This window comes from Streptomyces sp. AgN23, assembly GCF_001598115.1.
Classification (GTDB): Bacteria; Actinomycetota; Actinomycetes; order Streptomycetales; family Streptomycetaceae; genus Streptomyces; species Streptomyces antimycoticus.
In genome coordinates this window covers 2,797,803-2,814,480 of sequence record NZ_CP007153.1, presented here as the reverse complement: position 1 = coordinate 2,814,480, position 16,678 = coordinate 2,797,803, and the positions used below count along the sequence as shown (strand labels likewise).

Here is a 16,678-nt window from a genome sequence, read left to right as displayed (position 1 = left end):
TACAGTGATCGCCATGAGTGAACTCGGCCTGGTGAAGCGGCAGTTCGGGCACCGTGCCCGACTGGCGCTCAGCCCTGCCGGGATCCGGGTCATGGACGACCAGGCGCACGCGGCCCGCACTATGTGGAACTGCCTGCATGCCTGGTGGCAGATGATGCCGAAGGACAAGCGGACCCTCGCCGCCGCTGATGCGGCGATACGGGAAGCCCGTAAAGAGCTCGACTTCCTCGCCGAGCTGCCCGCGCAGGCATCCCAGGCGGTGCTGAAGACGTACTTCCGCGCCTGGGTGAACTGCTGGGAAGGCCGGGCAGACGAGCCGAACTTCAAGGCCCGGTTCCGGTCGGCAATGTCTGTGGACATCCCGCAGGGCCGTGACCTGAACATCGTCCGCGTCCACCGCCGCTGGGGCATGGTCAGCCTGCCGAAGATCGGCCGCGTCCGCTTCCGCTGGACTAAAGACCTCCCCGTGGGCAAGCGAGCAGGCACCGACAACAGGATCACCGGCGCCCGGCTGGTGAAGGATGCGCTTGGCTGGCACATCGCTTTCCGTATCCAGACCCTCGAAGTCAAGCCGCAGCCCCACCAGGGTCCGGAAGTCGGCATCGACGCCGGAGTGAACATCCCCCTCGCCTTGTCCAACAAGGACCACCAGGACCACGGGCGTCCTCCACGCCTGCCGGACGGCACCGCCGACCGGGACAAATGGCTCACCCCGAAGGAGAAGGCCAAACTCCTCAAGCTGGAACGGCAGGCCGCACACCGCAAGAGCTTGCGCAAGAAGGGGGAGAAGACCTCCCGCCGCTTGCAGCACACCTACGACCAGATCAAGCAGCTCCGAGCAAAAGCCACGCGACGAGCCTTGGACTGGCAGCACAAGACGACCACCTACCTCGCCCGTAGGTACGGCGTGATCGTGGTCGAACAGCTCAACATCACGAACATGGTCAAGTCCGCCCGGGGCACCATCGAGGAGCCGGGCAAGAACGTCAGAGCCAAGGCCGGTCTCAACCGCTCCATCGCACAAGAGGCGTGGGGACGCACGGTCACGATACTGACGTACAAGCTCGCCCGCTACGGCGGCCAGCTCGTCAAGGTTCCCGCCCCGAACACCTCCCGACGCTGCTCCGCATGCGGATTCACCGTCCCCGGCAGCAGGGAAGACCAGGCCACGTTCGTATGCAAGAACCCCGACTGCGACTTCCAGTGCAACGCCGACTGGAACGCAGCGAGGAACATTTTGCACCTGTACCGGATCGGCCACGACATCGTGGAGGTCCCGGCCGCCGGAAGGCGCGGTCGCAGGGCGGCTAAGACCGTCAAGCCTGTCGCCGCAAGGTAGACGGGAATCCCCTTCCTGAGCTTGCGAAGGGAGGGGAGAACTTCAAGGCCTGATCAACCCCGATAAGCTCGGGCGACTCGCCGAGTCCGTCCACCCCCCGGCTGCGAGACTGGCCCGATGACAGAGCTGAACGGGGAACCGGCGGGCATCCGCGAACTGACGGCGCTGGCCATGACCAACTACGGCCACTTCACCACCATGCGCGTGGAGGACGGCCGGGTACGGGGGCTGTCCCTCCATCTGGACCGGCTGGTACGGGACTGCGGGGTGCTGTTCGGCACCGCACCGGACCGGGACCGGATCCGCGAACTGGCCCGGCGCGCCGTCACGGACGCCACGGAGCCGCGCACCGTCCGGGTGACCGTGTACGACCCCGACCTCGGGCTGGAGCGGCCCGGGGCCGAGGCCCGGCCGGGGATCCTGGTCACCACCCGGCCCGCCGCGTCGCCCTCGCTGCCCCCGCTGAGCGTGCGCACCGTGGCGCACCACCGCGACCTGCCGGAGGTCAAACACGTCGGGCTGTTCGGGCTGTTGCGGCTGCGCCGCCTCGCCCAGCTCGACGGCTATGACGATGTGCTGCTGACGGACGACCGGGGTGCGGTGTCCGAGGGCGCGACCTGGAACGTGGGATTCTTCGACGGCCACCGTCTGCTGTGGCCGGAGGCCGGGTGCCTGCCCGGCGTCACCCGGGAACTGCTCCGCCGCGGCCATGCCGGACCGCAGCACACCGAGCCGATCGGCCGTGACCGGTTCGGCGAGCTGGAGGCGGCCTTCGCCCTCAACGCGGGGGTGGGGGTGCGGGCGATCCGGTCGATCGACGGGGTGGAGTTCGACCCCGGCCACCCCGTCCTGGATGTGCTGCGCGAGGAGTACGCCGCGACGGACGCCGAACCGCTGTAAAGCCGCGGCACATGAGGCGGGTCCGCGCCCGGTGTGCCGGGCGGCGGACCCGTGGGCCGTCGTGAACCGGCTTGGGCCGTCGTGAGCCGCCTGGGGCGGCGGGCCGGTCAGCCGGTCAGGGCCCGGTCGCCGTCGCGCCGCGCCGCCGCCGCGGGCTCCTCCCGCAGGCCGTACCGGCTGTGCAGCCGCCGCAGCGGGGCCGGGGCCCACCAGGTGGCGCGCCCGCCCAGCCGCATCGCGGCGGGCAGCACGGCCCCCCGGATGAGCGTCGCGTCCATCAGGACGGCCAGCGGCAGCCCGATCCCGTACGCCCTCACCAGCGAGATGCCGGAGACGGTGAACGCCAGGAAGACCACCGAGATCGCCACCGCCGCCGCCGTCACGATGCGCCCGGTGCGCTCCAGCCCCCGGGCCACCGCGGCCGTCGGCGAACCGGTCAGCTCGTACTCCTCCCGCATCCGGGACAGCAGGAAGACCTGATAGTGCATCGCGAGCCCGAAGGCGGGGCCGAAGAGCGTCACCGGGATCGGCTACTTCTCGCTGTCCGGGGCCTGCGATCTGAGCATCGTGATCCGCACCCTGGTGGTGACCCCGGACCGGTTCCGGTACGGGGTGGGCGGCGCGATCGTGGCGCTGTCCGACCCGGACGAGGAGTTCGAGGAGACGGCCGTGAAGGCGACCCGCTGCTGCGGCTGCTGGGCGCGGAGTTCCCCGGCCGGGTGGGCACGGAGACGGCGGCCGCCCGCTGACCGGGCACCGGCGTCGAGCGGGCACGGCCGTCCGGGGTGGCCCTGTGGGGCCCTCCGGGGACCTCTAAGCGCTTGCTCACTCTCCGTGTAGGGTGTCCGCCATGGACGCGGAGCCGAAGAACAGCGGGGGCGGGATCGAGCCCTGGGGCGACATCACCCCCGACGCCGCCCGGCGGCTGGTGAGCGCCGCCGTGCACGCCTTCGCGGAGCGCGGCTACCACGCCACCACCACCCGGGACATCGCGAGCCGCGCCGGAATGAGCCCGGCCGCCCTCTACATCCACTACAAGACCAAGGAAGAGCTGCTCTACCAGATCAGCAAGGTCGGCCATGAGCGGGCCCTGGAGATCGTGGAGCGGGAGCGGGACAGCGCGGGCACGCCCGCCGAGCGGCTGGCCCGCGCCGTGCGCGCCTTCGTCCGCTGGCACGCGGAGCACCATATGACCGCGCGGGTGGTGCAGTACGAGCTCGGCGCGCTCGCCGAGGAGCACCACGCCGAGGTCATCGCCGTCCGCAAGGCCACGGACGGGGCGGTGCGCTCGATCATCGAGGACGGGGTGAAGGCGGGCGCCTTCGACGTCCCGGATGTGCGCGGCGCCACGGTCGCGGTGCTGTCCCTGTGCATCGATGTCGCCCGCTGGTTCAACGCCCGCGGGCGCAGCACCCCCGACGAGGTCGGCGACCTCTACGCGGGTCTGGTGCTGCGCATGGTGGGCGCCGACGGCGGTCAGGACCGGCGGCCGTAAGGACGACGGCCGGTCAGGACCTGCCGTAGGGGGGACGCCGTCGTCAGGAGTAGTGGCGGACGACGCACTCCGCCACGCACACCGGCTTGGTCCCGCCCTCCCGCTCGAGGGTGACCGCCAGCGTCATCTGCTGCCCGTCCTTGACCTCGGCCACCTCCACGATCCGGCCGGTGGCGCGCAGCCGGGAGCCGACCGGGACGGGGGAGGGGAAGCGGACCTTGTTCACGCCGTAGTTGATGCCCATCCGCACGCCTTCGACCCGCAGCAGCTGCGGGGTGAACGACGGCAGCAGGGACAGCGTCAGATAGCCGTGCGCGATCGTGGTGCCGAACGGACCGGCGGCGGCCTTGTCCGGGTCCACATGGATCCACTGGTGGTCGCCGGTCGCGTCGGCGAACAGATCGATGCGCTTCTGGTCGATCTCCAGCCAGTCACTGGGGCCGAGTTCCTCGCCGACCGCGGACCGCAGTTCATCGGGCGAGGTGAAGATCCTGGGCTCTGCCATGCGTGCCTCCCGGGCAACCACTCACTAAGCGACTGCTCAGCATGGTTGGCCGACCCGGGCCCTGTCAACGCGCGCCGCGCCCCCGCACGCGGGCTCCGCGCCGACGCGGCCACGGCGGACGTCAGCGTTCGCCGGTCCTCGTCAAGGGGTTTTGGCGCGCTCGCCGGCCACCCGGTGCGGGGACTTTGGCGAGCGCGCTCCCGGCCAGGGGCGGCCGGGCGCCGTACGGTGGCGCCTCATACGGTGGCGTAACGGCCCAGCCGGACCGTGCCCCGGGACGCCGCCAGCGCCTCGGTGGTCAGCAGCGGCAGCGGCACCACGATGCCGCAGTCCGCGCAGACCGGCCCGGCCGATGGATAGCGGTCCAGGTCCTCGCGCCAGACCAGGCCCCGTTGCGCACACACGGGGCAGGCCGACCCCGGTCCCGACTCCATCGCGGCGATCAGCCGTCGCAGCACGTCCGCGAGGCGGTCGCCGGGATGGGTCGAGGGGCTCTCGCAGGGAATGATGTCGCATCCGCCCCAGGTGCGCAGATGCCAGTCGTCGACGATGCTCGGCTGCCGGATGCCGAGAAGTTTCTCCTGCCTGCGCCGGGCGGCGAAGTCCGCCTCGTACGCGAGCCACAGCGTGCGGGCCTCCTCGAGCTCTTCCAGTGCGGTGAGCAGTCGTAGGGGGTCCGGCCTGCGGTCCTCCGGGGGGATCCCGGAGCGGGTGCACAGATGGTGCCAGGTCGCCCGGTGCCCGTACGGCGCGAACCGTTCAAGGCATTTGCGCAGCGATGTGCGCCGAGCAGTGATGTGTCTGCGTGGATTGCGAACTTCTCGTGCCAGTGCTCTGAAACCGGCCACTTCATACCACCTCCGCGAGTGCGGACCCGACTCGTTGTCGAATGGACGTAACGCAGTGCGATCCGGATCCATCGAATTCCCCGGACTTTCGCCGACAGTCCTCATTGGTCCTCTCGCGCAACGAAGTTGACGTCCGCTCATCTTCCGGGCTGGTAATACCGCCGGTAACCTCCGTCGCGACGGCAATCGGGAGGAGCGCACATGCGACGACGAACCCCCAGGCCCACCAGAACCCGCACGTTCACCAGTACCGTGCTCGCCGCGGCCGCCGCGCTGGGCCTCGGCGTCGCCCTCGCGGCGCCGGTGCCACAGCCGGCCCGGGCCGAGCCCGCCGCGGCGGCCGCCACCGACTACTGCCGGGGCCAGTGCTCCGACATCCTCCCGCCGGGCGCCACCGGCAACGCCACCCTCGCCGACATCCTCGCCAACCGGGTGCTGGGCACCCACCCCGAGCACAGCGCCGACCAGCTCGGCCCGTACGGCGACCTGGCGAGCGGCTACCCCACCCTCACCGACGACAAGCTGACGAATTTCTTCAACGACTCCTCCTTCGGAGTCCCCGCCGACCAGGTCGCCTCCGTGACCAAGCCGCGCGGCGACGTCACGATCACCCGCGACAAGAAGACCGGCGTCCCGCACATCCAGGGCACCACCCGCGAGGGCACCGAGTACGGCGCCGGATACGCCGCCGCCCAGGACCGGCTGTGGCTGATGGACCTCTTCCGCCACGTGGGCCGCGGCGAGCTGACCTCCTTCGCCGGCGGCGCCCCCGCCAACCAGGGCCTGGAACAGGACTTCTTCCGCCAGGCGCCGTACACCGAGGCCGACTACCAGGCGCAGGTCGACTACATCCTCGCCCACGGCGGAGAGCGCGGCCGCCAGGCGCTGGCCGACGCCCAGGCGTACGTCGACGGCATCAACGCCTACGCCAAGAAGGCCAAGGACGGCCGGTACTTCCCCGGTGAGTACGTGCTCACCGGCCATATCGACGCGATCACCAACGCCGGTGAGATCCAGCCGTTCAAGCTCACCGACCTGATCGCCCTCGCCTCCGTGGTCGGCGCACTCTTCGGCAACGGCGGAGGCGGTGAGGTGGAGGGCGCGCTCTCGCTGCTCGCCGCCCAGCAGAAGTACGGCCTGGCCGAGGGCGCGAAGGTGTGGGAGTCCTTCCGCGAGCGCAACGACCCGGAGGCGGCGCTGACCGTACGCGACGGCAGCTTCCCGTACGCCGGCAAGCCCGCCGCGCCCAAGGGCACCGCGCTGCCCGACGCCGGGTCGGTCACCCCCGAACAGCTCGTCTACGACCGCGAGGGCGGCGCCACCGCCACGTCCGGCGCCACGGCCCGCACCAAGGTCAAGGCCCCGAAGGCAGCACTGGAGCCGCTGCGCGGCATCTACGACGACGGGGTGCTGCCCCGCGATCTGTTCAGCCGCAAGAAGGGCATGTCCAACGCGCTCGTGGTCTCCGGCAAGTACACCGCGAGCGGCCACCCGGTGGCCGTCTTCGGCCCGCAGACCGGCTACTTCGCCCCGCAGCTGCTGATGCTCCAGGAGCTCCAGGGCCCGGGGATCAGCGCTCGCGGCGCATCCTTCGCGGGGGTCGGGATGTACATCCAGCTCGGCCGGGGCCAGGACTACGCCTGGAGCGCCACCACCTCCGGCCAGGACATCACCGACACCTACGCGGTCGAGCTGTGCTCCCCGGACGGCTCCACACCGTCCAAGGACTCCACGTACTACCGCTACCACGGCGACTGCGTGGCGATGGACAAGCTGGAGCGGCGCAACGCCTGGAAGCCCACCCTCGCCGACTCCACCGCCGCGGGCTCGTACCGGATGCAGGTCTACCGCACCAAGTACGGGCTGGTGACCCATCGCGCGACCGTCGACGGCACACCGGTGGCCTACACCATGCTGCGCTCCACCTACCGCCACGAGGCCGACTCCATCGTCGGCTTCCAGATGCTCAATGACCCGGGCTATGTGACCGACGCCAAGTCCTTCCAGAGCGCGGCGCAGAACATCAACTACACCTTCAACTGGTTCTACGCCGACTCCCGGCAGACCGGCTACTACAACAGCGGGCTCAACCCGGTGCGCGCCGCGGACGTCGACGCCTCGCTTCCGGTGAAGGGTGAAACCGCCTACGAATGGCGGGACTTCGACCCCAAGGACAACACCGCCGCCGCCACGCCGCCCGCCGAACATCCCCAGTCCATCGACCAGGACTACTACATCAGCTGGAACAACAAGCTGGCCAAGGACTACAGCGCGGCCGGCTTCGGCAACGGCTCGGTGCACCGCGGCAACCTCCTCGACGACCGGGTGCGCGCCCTGGTCCGCAAGGGCGGCGTCACCCGCTCCGCGCTCACCCGCGCCATGGCCGAGGCCGCCGTCACCGATCTGCGCGGCGAGGACGTGCTGCCGGAGCTGCTGAAGGTGCTGCGCTCGGGGCCCATCGACGACCCCCAGCTCGCCACCGCCGCACAGCAGCTCGAGTCCTGGCAGTCGGCGGGCTCACAGCGCCATGAGACCAGCGCCGGCTCGCACACCTACGGGCACGCCGACGCGGTACGGATCATGGACGCCTGGTGGCCGCTGCTGGTCGAGGCCGAGTTCACATCGGGACTGGGAGACGGCCTCTACGACGCCCTGCGCGCCAATCTCACGGTCGACGAGGCGCCCTCGGCCGGGCACGGCCCCACCGGCTCGCACGCCGGATCCTCCTTCCAGTACGGCTGGTGGTCCTATGTCGACAAGGATCTGCGCTCGGTCCTCGGCGAGGACGTCAAGGGGCCGCTGGCCCGGCCGTACTGCGGCGGCGGACAGCTCAGCGCCTGCCGTGACGCCCTGCTGACCAGCCTGAAGTCGGCCGTGGGCAAGACCGCCGCCCAGGTCTACCCGGGCGACGACAACTGCTCGGCGGGCGACCAGTGGTGCGCCGACGCCATCATCCACCGGCCGGTCGGCGGGCTGACCCACGACAAGATCAGCTGGCAGAACCGGCCCACCTTCCAGCAGGTCGTGGAGTTCCCGGCCCACCGCTGAGGCCACCGGGGGCGGGGCCTCGCACCCGGCGAGGCCCCGCCCCCGGCCCGCTACCCTTCTCCGATGCGGCCCGCGCGCAGCACCAGCCGGGCCAGCTCCTCATGGCAGATGTCGCTGTGCGCCCCGGCCGGCGGCACACCGTGCCGTACGACCTCCGAGACATCGACGCTCACACAGCCCTCCGCCGGGAACGGGCCCTCCAGCGCCTTGGCCAGGTCCAGGCGCGGGCACCCTTCCACGGCCTGGACGCCGTCGTACCCGATCGCCCCCCAGCGGGTGTCGTCCGGCAGCAGCGGGGCATCGTCCCCCAAGGCCCGCGACGCCACCGGGTACAGCAGCCCGAGCGCGGTGTCATGCCGCGAATGGCAGGACACCACGGGCCCGCGGACCCGGTGGGCGGCGGAGTGCAGGGCGCCGCGGCGGTCGGCGGCGTGCGGCAGCCGCTCGGCGAACGCGTAGTGCGAGAACGCCCCCTGGAGCAGGGTCACCGACGCCACCGTGGCGCCCTCGGGCAGCCCGCTCAGCGCGTACGACACCAGCCGGCCGCCGAAGCTGTGGCCCACCAGATGGAGCCGCGGGGCGGGCCGGAGGGCCGCGAGGGCGCCCAGCACCGGTCCCAGGCCCTCGCGCCCGACCGCGCCGGCCCGCCGCCTCATCACGTAGTACGTCGCCTGGCGGAGCAACTCGTGCGCCCCGTCCCACAGCCCGCCGAGCCCGCTGTCGGGAAAGGCGCGGTCCTCGGCATCGGACTTGCCGCGCGCCGCGGTGAGCGCGGCGGCGAACCGCTCGCAGACCTCCGCCACGTCCTCCCCGAACATCGCCGGTATGCCGGCGTCCGCGTCTCCGTCCCCCTCCGCCGTGTCCCCGGCCGTGCCGTACTCCCCCCGGACCCGGACCAGCCCGCGCACCAGCACCCCGAACTCATCCAGCGCCGCCAGCCGTTCGGACCGCTCGGCCAGCAACTCGGCCAGCCGCGCCACGATCTGCCGCCGCCCCGGGAAGACCACCTCCAGCGCCCGGTGGGTCTCCGCGTCGAGCCCCGGGCACGGGGTGTCCGCGTCGAGCCCCGGGCGCTGGACGTCCGCGTCGAGGTCCGGGGGCGCACCGGGCGCCGGCTCGGGGGGTGAGCCCGCGAGCGACTCGTCCGCGAACCGCATCGACGGCCACACCACCCCCATATAGCCGAGCCGCGCCGGGCCCGCCTCGCCGAGCAGCTCCGGAAAGGGCGCGAAAAATCGGTCGTACAGCCGTGTGGCCATCGTCCGGGTGTTGTTCCAGCCGTGCGCGAACACCACCAGATCCGTGAGGTCCCGCTGGGCGGCCTGTTCCAGCAGCCGGTCCCGCTGCCGTAAGTCGACGTCCCCGTAGGCGTCGAATCTCGGCTCCCAGTACGGCCGTACGCTCATCCCCGTCATCGCTGCTCCCCTTGGATGGCCCGATGTGCGGGCATCGTCCCAACTGCCCCGTCCGCTGGCCATACGACACGCATACGGTCGCCGTCGGACAATCGGCCAGCCGTTCGACTTACCCGGAATGATGCGGCGGGAACCTGGAATGCCCGACTCCGGGACCGTCCGGAGATAGGGAATTCCCGAATATCCATCGGGAGAATATCCCCGCTGTTCTCGGGATCAGTTCACCCGGAAGGCGCTGCACTATGCTGCGAACGGAAACGTCATTGGGGTGCCGAATACTCTTCGAGCGGAAGGCCGGAATGCCCTTAAAGGATCGATGGCAGTACCCGACGGCGCTGCTGGACACCACGATGGACCAGCTCAGGACGTTGCTCGCGGTCCATGAGGCGGGCACCGCACTGGGCGCCGCCCGGCTGCTGGGGCGGGAGCAGTCCAGTGTGCAGAAACAACTGGACACCCTGAACCGGAACTTCGGCGCACTGTGCGGAGAGCCGCTGGTGGTCAAACGGGGACGCAGTCAGAATGTGCTCTTCACCGCGACCGGGGAGTCCCTCGCCGGACTCGCGCGCGGCACCCTGGAGGACTGGCTGGAGGGGCTGCACGACAGCCGCCGCCGTCTCGGCAGCCGGCTCTGTGTCGGCTCCACCCGATACACCCTCGGCTTTCTGCTGAATGCCGTGGAGTTGGTCACCGGGGAATTCGACCGCCGGGGCGTCGAGCTCAAGGTCGAGCATGTGCGCACCCGGGATCTGCTGGAGCGGCTGGACGCCAAGGAGCTCGACCTGGTCTGCGGCAGCGTCCTCACCACCGCGGGCCACGACAGCCGGCTCGACGGCTTCGAGGTGATGGAGTGGCGGCGCAGCGGGCTGTCCCTGGTCACCAACCTGGATGCCGAGGAGCTGCCCGGGCCCTCGGTCCCGGTGAGCGAGCTGCCCCGGCTGCCGCTCGCGGTCTCGGCCGACGGCCTCATACCCGGCTTTCTGCGTGGCTGGTTCGGCGCCCGCTACCGCCAGGAGCTGCGTATCGCGGCCGAGATCGACACCGTGCAGTACGGGCTGGAGCTGCTCTCCTCGGGGGTACTGCGCGGCTGTGTGCTGGTCACCGAGGGCATCGGCGACGCGGTGGCCGACGGGCGGATCCGCGCCGGTGCCGGACTGCGCACCCTGGAGCTGACCGACGGCGTGGGGCCGGAGCTGGAAGTGCTGATCGGGGTGTTCGTACGGGCCGGGGAGCGCACCGCGCAGGACTCCGGTCATCCGCTCAACGTGCTGTGGGACGCGCTCGCCGGGGAGAACGCCCGCTGGCGCGGGGTGATGCGCGAGAAGCGCCCCGGCCGGTAACCCGCCGGCCGTGCGCCGGGAGGCCGGGTGTGCCTCTTCCGTTGACACATACCGACTGGTTAGTCTGCGCTGCGGGCAGGAGCCGATCCGAGTCGATCCGAGGAGTTGCGAATCGTGGGTACCGTGCGTGGGGCGCGTGTTGTGGTCACCGGGGCGGGGGGTGGCATCGGCGCCGCGCTCGCCCGGCGCTTCGCCGCCGAGGGCGCGCAGGTCGTGGTGAACGACCTCGACGCCGCCAAGGCCGCCGCCGTCGCCGAGGAGATCGGCGCGACCGCCGTCCCCGGCGACGCCTCCGGCGTCGTGCCCGCGGCCCGTGAAGCGCTCGGCGGCGCCATCGACATCTTCTGCGCCAACGCGGGCGTCGGCCACGACGGCGGCCCCGAGGCCGACGAGGAGCTGTGGCAGCAGTCCTGGGACGTCAATGTGATGGCCCATGTGCGGGCCGCCCGGGAGCTGCTGCCCGAGTGGCTGGAGCGCGGCAGCGGCCGCTTCGTCGCCACCGTCTCCGCCGCCGGGATACTCACCATGATCGGCTCGGCGCCCTACGCCGTCTCCAAGCACGCCGCGCTCGCCTTCGCCGAGTGGCTTTCCGCCACCTACCGCCACCGCGGCATCGGCGTCCACGCCGTCTGCCCGCAGGGGGTGCGCACCGACATGCTGACCGCCACCGGGACCGCCGGGGACCTGGTGCTGGCGCCCACCGCGATCGAGCCCGAGCAGGTCGCCGACGCCGTCCTCGCGGGCATCGAGGAGGAGCGCTTCCTGATCCTTCCGCACCCCGAGGTGGCCCGCCACTACGCGGCCCGCGCCGGCGACACCGACCGCTGGCTGGGCGGCATCAACAAGCTGCAGCGCAAGCTCGAGGATCTCGAGGCGGCATCCGGGACCTCGGGCTGACCCCGCGGGTCCGCCGCTCCCGTACTCTCCGCACCACCACCCGCACCCCCGTCCAGACAGGGCCGCACCCATGACCACGTACCAGGACCAGCCATGGCTCGCCCAGCTCACCGAGGCACAGCGCCGGAAGATCACCCCGCGGCCGAGTCCGCTGCACGCCTTCCGGGACGCCGTGCGCACCGCCCCCGGCCATCCGGCGCTCGCCTACTTCGACGGACGGCTGACCTACCGCGAGGTCGATGAGCTCTCCGACGGCATAGCCGGCCATCTCGCCGAGCGCGGCTTCGGGCCCGGCGACCGGATGGCGATCATGCTCCAGAACACCCCGCACTTCGTGCTCGCGCTGCTGGGCGCGTGGAAGGCGGGCGGTACGGTCGTCCCGGTCAACCCCATGTACAAGGGCGCCGAGCTCGCACACATCCTCGGCGACGCCGAGGTGAGCGCCCTGGTCTGCTCCCGCCACGCCTGGGCGGACTACGTCCGCGAGACGGCCGCCGCGTCCCCGGTGCGCATCGCGTTCACCGCCGACGCCCGTCAGTTCCAGACCCGCGACGACGAGCGGGTGCTGCGCGAGGAGCCCCTCCCGGTCCCCGAGGACACCGAGGACCTCCTCGCCGCCGCCCGCGCCGGGGCCCGCCCGCCGTCCGTCCCCGCGCCCAGCGCCGAGGACATCGCGCTGATCAGCTACACCTCCGGGACCAGCGGCACCCCCAAGGGGGCCACCAACACCCACGGCAACATCTCCTACAACGCCGACCGGCAGCACCTCCTCCACGAGCTGCCCGAAGGCTCGACGCTCTTCGCGCTGGCCCCGCTGTTCCACATCACCGGCATGGTCTGCGAGCTGTGCGCGTGCATGTCCGGAGCGGGCACCCTGGCCCTGGCCTACCGCTTCGAGACCGGCGTCGTCCTCGACGCCTTCGCCGAGCACCGCCCCGTCTACACGGTGGGCCCCTCCACCGCCTTCATGGCGCTGATGGCCCACCCCCAGGCCGGCCGCGACCACTTCTCGTCCTTCCGGATCATCTCCTCCGGCGGCGCCCCGCTGCCGCCCGCGCTGGTCGAGCGGTTCCAGACGGCCCTCGGCCCGTATCTGCACAACGGCTACGGGCTCACCGAGTGCACCGCGCCCTGCGCCAGCGTCCCGCCCGGTGTCCGCGCCCCCGTCGACCCGGTCTCCGGCACCCTCGCCGTCGGCGTTCCCGGCGCCGACACGATCGTGCGCATCGTGGACGACGCCGGGCAGGACGTGCCGTTCGGCGAGCAGGGCGAGATCGTCGTCCGCGGCCCGATGGTGGTGCCCGGCTACTGGCGGCGCCCGGAGGCCACCGCGGTCGCCCTCCCGGACGGGGAGCTGCGCACCGGCGACATCGGCTTCATGGACGAGGGCGGCTGGCTGTACGTGGTCGACCGCAAGAAGGACATGATCAACGCCTCGGGGTTCAAGGTGTGGCCGCGCGAGGTCGAGGACGTGCTCTACACTCACCCCGCCGTGCGGGAGGCGGCCGTCGTCGGCAAACCCGACGCGTACCGCGGCGAGACGGTCAAGGCGTATGTGAGCCTCCGACCGGAGGCCGAGGCCACACCGGACGAGCTGTCCGCGTACTGTGCGGAGCGGCTCGCCGCGTACAAGTACCCGCGCGAGGTGGAGATCCTGCCCGAGCTGCCCAAGACGACGAGTGGCAAGATCCTCCGGCGGGAACTGCGAGGATGAGAGAGAAAGTCAGAAGGGCAGAAGAGAACGGGTGGCGACCATGGCCAAAACGACGGACGGTGACGGACAGCCGGTGCCACAGCGGCTGCTGGCGGCTGCCACCCGCCTGTTCGCGGAGCGCGGATACGACCGGACGTCCGTACAGGAGATCGTCGAGGCGGCGGGCGTCACCAAGGGCGCGCTCTACCACTACTTCGGCTCCAAGGACGATCTGCTCCATGAGATCTACGGCCGGGTGCTCCGGCTCCAGCAGGAGCGCCTGGACGCCTTCGCGGACGCCGACGCACCGGTGGAGACGCGGCTGCGGGACGCGGCGGCCGATGTCGTGGTGACCACCATCGAGAACCTCGACGACGCCACCATCTTCTTCCGGTCGATGCACCAACTCAGCCCGGAGAAGCACAAGCAGGTGCGCGCCGAGCGGCGCCGCTACCACGAGCGGTTCCGCGCGCTGATCGAGGAGGGGCAGCGGACCGGGGTGTTCAGCTCCCGGACCCCGGCCGATCTGGTGGTGGACTACCACTTCGGCTCCGTGCACCACCTGGGCACCTGGTACCGGCCCGGCGGCCTGCTGGGCCCCCAGGAGGTCGCCGACCACCTGGCCGACCTACTGCTGCGCGCGCTGCGGCCGTAGTTCAGCCCGTCCAGGGGGCACCTCCCAGCGGTAGCTGGGGGAGTTTGAGGCCCGGGGCCCGGGGGCGGAGCCTCCCCACGCGGCGGAGCCGCATATCGGATGCTGCCGGGAAGGGGCGGGGTGGGGAAACAAACCCCGCCCCGCCCTCACCCGTACCGCTTCAGCTACACGTACCGCTTCAACTCGCGCCGCGCCAGCGACCGTTGATGCACCTCGTCCGGCCCGTCCGCCAGCCGCAGCGTCCGCGCGGCCGCCCACAGCTCGGCCAGCGGGAAGTCCTGGCTCACCCCGCCCGCGCCATGCAACTGCACCGCCCGGTCCAGAATCTGAACCACCGTACGCGGCGTCGCGATCTTGATGGCCTGGATCTCGGTGTGCGCCTCGCGGTTGCCCACCGTGTCCATCAGCCAGGCCGTCTTCAGCACCAGCAGCCGCAGCTGCTCGACCGCCACCCGCGCGTCCGCGATCCACTCATGGACCTGGCCCTGCTGGGCGAGCGCCTTGCCGAAGGCCGTACGGTCCACTGCCCGTCGGCACATCAGCTCGATACCGCGCTCGGCCATGCCGATCAGCCGCATGCAGTGGTGGATCCGGCCGGGGCCGAGACGGGCCTGGGCGATGGCGAAACCGCCGCCCTCCTCGCCGATGAGGTTGCTCACCGGCACCCGCGCCCGGTCGAAGACCACCTCGGCGTGGCCGCCGTGGTAGTGGTCCTCGTAGCCGTACACCCGCATCGCCCGCCGCACCTCGACGCCCGGGGTGTCGCGCGGCACCAGCACCATCGACTGCTGGCGGCGCACATCGGCGCCCTCCGGGTCGGTCTTGCCCATCACGATGAAGATCTTGCAGTCGGGGTTCATCGCCCCGGAGATGTACCACTTGCGCCCGGTGATGACGTAGTCGTCGCCGTCGCGCTCGATCCGGGTCTCGATATTGGTCGCGTCGGACGAGGCGACCTCCGGCTCGGTCATCGCGAAGGCCGACCGGATCTCCCCCGCGAGCAGCGGCTCCAGCCACTGCTTGCGCTGCCGCTCGTCGCCGAACTGGACGAGCACCTCCATATTGCCGGTGTCCGGGGCGGCGCAGTTCAGGGCGGTGGGGGCCAGTTGGGGGCTGCGGCCGGTGATCTCCGCGAGCGGGGCGTACTGGAGATTGGTCAGCCCCGCGCCGTACTCGGCGTCGGGCAGGAAGAGGTTCCACAGCCCCTGCCGGCGGGCCTCGGCCTTGAGCTCGCCGACGATCGGCGGGGTCTGCCACGGGGAGTCCAGGGACGCGCGCTGCTCCTCCACGACCGCTTCCGCCGGATGGACGTGCTCGTCCATGAAGGCGAGCAGTTTGGCGCGCAGCTCTTCGGTCCGGGCGTCGAATGCGAAGTCCATGACAGGATCAGCTCTCCTCGAGGGTGGTGAGGCCGTGGTCGATGAAGGCGGGGACGATGTCGCCGATGCGGTCGAAGCCCGCGCCGACGGTCTGGCCGAGGGTGTAGCGGTAGTGGATGCCCTCGAGGATCACCGCGAGCTTGAAGTAGGCGAAGGCGGTGTACCAGGACACGAGGCTCACATCGCGCCCCGAACCCTCGGCATAGCGCTGGATCAGCTCGTCCGTGGCGGGGTGGCCGGGGGCGCCCTGGGTGGAGGAGATGGGGGAGTCGGCGAGATTCGGATGACCGCTGTACATCACGATCAGCCCGAGGTCGGTCAGCGGATCGCCGAGCGTGGACATCTCCCAGTCGAGGATCGCCGTGATCCGGTCGTCGGCGTTCACCAGGACGTTGTCCAGGCGGTAGTCGCCGTGGACGACCGTGGGCGTAGGGGAGGCCGGCAGCGCCGTGGCGAGCCGGGTGTGCAGCTCGTCGATCCCGGACAGCTCACGGCTGCGCGAGGCCGCCAGCTGCTTGCCCCAGCGGCGAAGCTGCCGCTCCAGGAACCCCTCCGGGCGCCCGAAGTCGCCGAGCCCGACCTCGGCCGGGTCCACGGAGTGCAGCGCCACGAGGGTGTCGACGAGGGAGAGGACGACCTCCCGGGTGCGCTCCGGGCCGATGCCGGCGAGCTGCTCGGCCGTGCGGTACGGGGTGCCCTCGACGAACTCCATGACGTAGAAGGGCGATCCGACCACCGTCTCGTCCTCGCACAGCAGCACCGGTTCCGGCACCGGCACGGCCGTCGGGTGCAGGGCGCTGATCACCCGGTGTTCCCGCGCCATGTCATGGGCGGTGGCGAGCACATGGCCCAGCGGCGGCCGGCGGACGACCCAGCGGGAGGTGCCGTCGGTGACGGTGTAGGTGAGATTCGAACGGCCGCCTTCGATCAGCTCGGCGCTCAGCGGCCCGCGCACCAGTCCCGCGCGTTCGCGGCCGAGGTGGGCGCGGAGCCGATCGAGGTCGAGCCCTGGGGGATTGCCTGCGTTCATCGAACCTCTTCCTGGGTTTCCTCGGTACTTCTCGGTACTGCGCACAGCCGCTCGGTCAGGGGAGCGGACGAACCGCTCCGCAACATGATGCCGACCAGTCGGTATGTAGTCCAGTGCCGGTGCCTCACCGGGCA

14 protein-coding genes and 1 pseudogene are annotated in these 16,678 nt (G+C 71.2%); 9 read left to right on the top strand and 6 right to left on the bottom strand.

Features of this window, described 5'->3' with window-relative positions; all coding sequences use genetic code 11:
• Positions 1-13 precede the first annotated feature (13 nt).
• On the top strand, positions 14-1,339 hold the full coding sequence (locus AS97_RS12325; RefSeq protein WP_210564891.1) for an RNA-guided endonuclease TnpB family protein: 1,326 nt from the start codon (positions 14-16) through the stop codon (positions 1,337-1,339).
• A 117-nt stretch (positions 1,340-1,456) separates the two neighbouring features.
• Positions 1,457-2,239 (top strand): aminotransferase class IV, encoded by a 783-nt coding sequence (locus tag AS97_RS12320; protein ID WP_125759039.1) that lies wholly within the window; start codon positions 1,457-1,459, stop codon positions 2,237-2,239.
• Between the two features lie 107 nt (positions 2,240-2,346).
• Here AS97_RS12320 and AS97_RS12315 read toward each other — a convergent pair whose 3' ends face one another.
• The gene (locus AS97_RS12315) at positions 2,347-2,760 is read right to left on the bottom strand and encodes an MMPL family transporter (RefSeq protein WP_247204342.1); all 414 of its coding nucleotides are present in this window, start codon (positions 2,758-2,760) and stop codon (positions 2,347-2,349) included.
• A 4-nt stretch (positions 2,761-2,764) separates the two neighbouring features.
• On the opposite strand from AS97_RS12315, the pseudogene AS97_RS12310 reads away from it, so the two are divergent.
• Positions 2,765-2,988, top strand: a pseudogene (locus tag AS97_RS12310) (chorismate-binding protein); the annotation flags it as partial.
• 101 nt (positions 2,989-3,089) lie between these two features.
• On the top strand, positions 3,090-3,734 hold the full coding sequence (locus AS97_RS12305; protein ID WP_059146967.1) for a TetR/AcrR family transcriptional regulator: 645 nt from the start codon (positions 3,090-3,092) through the stop codon (positions 3,732-3,734).
• 43 nt (positions 3,735-3,777) lie between these two features.
• Here AS97_RS12305 and AS97_RS12300 read toward each other — a convergent pair whose 3' ends face one another.
• A complete protein-coding gene (locus AS97_RS12300; protein WP_059146968.1) occupies positions 3,778-4,239 on the bottom strand; it encodes a MaoC family dehydratase in 462 nt (153 codons plus the stop codon).
• A 236-nt stretch (positions 4,240-4,475) separates the two neighbouring features.
• Positions 4,476-5,087 (bottom strand): hypothetical protein, encoded by a 612-nt coding sequence (locus tag AS97_RS12295; protein ID WP_059146969.1) that lies wholly within the window; start codon positions 5,085-5,087, stop codon positions 4,476-4,478.
• 201 nt (positions 5,088-5,288) lie between these two features.
• Here AS97_RS12295 and AS97_RS12290 point away from each other — a divergent pair, with 201 nt between their 5' ends.
• Positions 5,289-8,135 (top strand): penicillin acylase family protein, encoded by a 2,847-nt coding sequence (locus AS97_RS12290; RefSeq protein ID WP_086710054.1) that lies wholly within the window; start codon positions 5,289-5,291, stop codon positions 8,133-8,135.
• A 50-nt stretch (positions 8,136-8,185) separates the two neighbouring features.
• On the opposite strand, the gene AS97_RS12285 is transcribed toward AS97_RS12290, so the two are convergent.
• A complete protein-coding gene (locus AS97_RS12285) occupies positions 8,186-9,550 on the bottom strand; it encodes a serine-threonine protein kinase (protein WP_210564890.1) in 1,365 nt (454 codons plus the stop codon).
• A 299-nt stretch (positions 9,551-9,849) separates the two neighbouring features.
• On the opposite strand from AS97_RS12285, the gene AS97_RS12280 reads away from it, so the two are divergent.
• The 4 genes from AS97_RS12280 to AS97_RS12265 all read left to right on the top strand — a co-directional run bounded on the left by AS97_RS12280 (position 9,850) and on the right by AS97_RS12265 (position 14,135).
• Positions 9,850-10,890 (top strand): LysR family transcriptional regulator, encoded by a 1,041-nt coding sequence (locus AS97_RS12280; RefSeq protein WP_125759033.1) that lies wholly within the window; start codon positions 9,850-9,852, stop codon positions 10,888-10,890.
• 114 nt (positions 10,891-11,004) lie between these two features.
• Positions 11,005-11,787: an SDR family oxidoreductase gene (locus AS97_RS12275; RefSeq protein WP_086710052.1), complete on the top strand. Its 783-nt coding sequence runs from the start codon at positions 11,005-11,007 to the stop codon at positions 11,785-11,787.
• Positions 11,788-11,857: 70 nt separating this feature from the next.
• Positions 11,858-13,501: an AMP-binding protein gene (locus AS97_RS12270; RefSeq protein WP_059146973.1), complete on the top strand. Its 1,644-nt coding sequence runs from the start codon at positions 11,858-11,860 to the stop codon at positions 13,499-13,501.
• A 31-nt stretch (positions 13,502-13,532) separates the two neighbouring features.
• Positions 13,533-14,135: a TetR/AcrR family transcriptional regulator gene (locus tag AS97_RS12265; RefSeq protein WP_079059643.1), complete on the top strand. Its 603-nt coding sequence runs from the start codon at positions 13,533-13,535 to the stop codon at positions 14,133-14,135.
• Positions 14,136-14,299: 164 nt separating this feature from the next.
• Here AS97_RS12265 and AS97_RS12260 read toward each other — a convergent pair whose 3' ends face one another.
• Positions 14,300-15,514: an acyl-CoA dehydrogenase family protein gene (locus AS97_RS12260; RefSeq protein ID WP_059146974.1), complete on the bottom strand. Its 1,215-nt coding sequence runs from the start codon at positions 15,512-15,514 to the stop codon at positions 14,300-14,302.
• Between the two features lie 7 nt (positions 15,515-15,521).
• A complete protein-coding gene (locus AS97_RS12255; RefSeq protein ID WP_059146975.1) occupies positions 15,522-16,544 on the bottom strand; it encodes a phosphotransferase family protein in 1,023 nt (340 codons plus the stop codon).
• Positions 16,545-16,678: the final 134 nt, after the last annotated feature.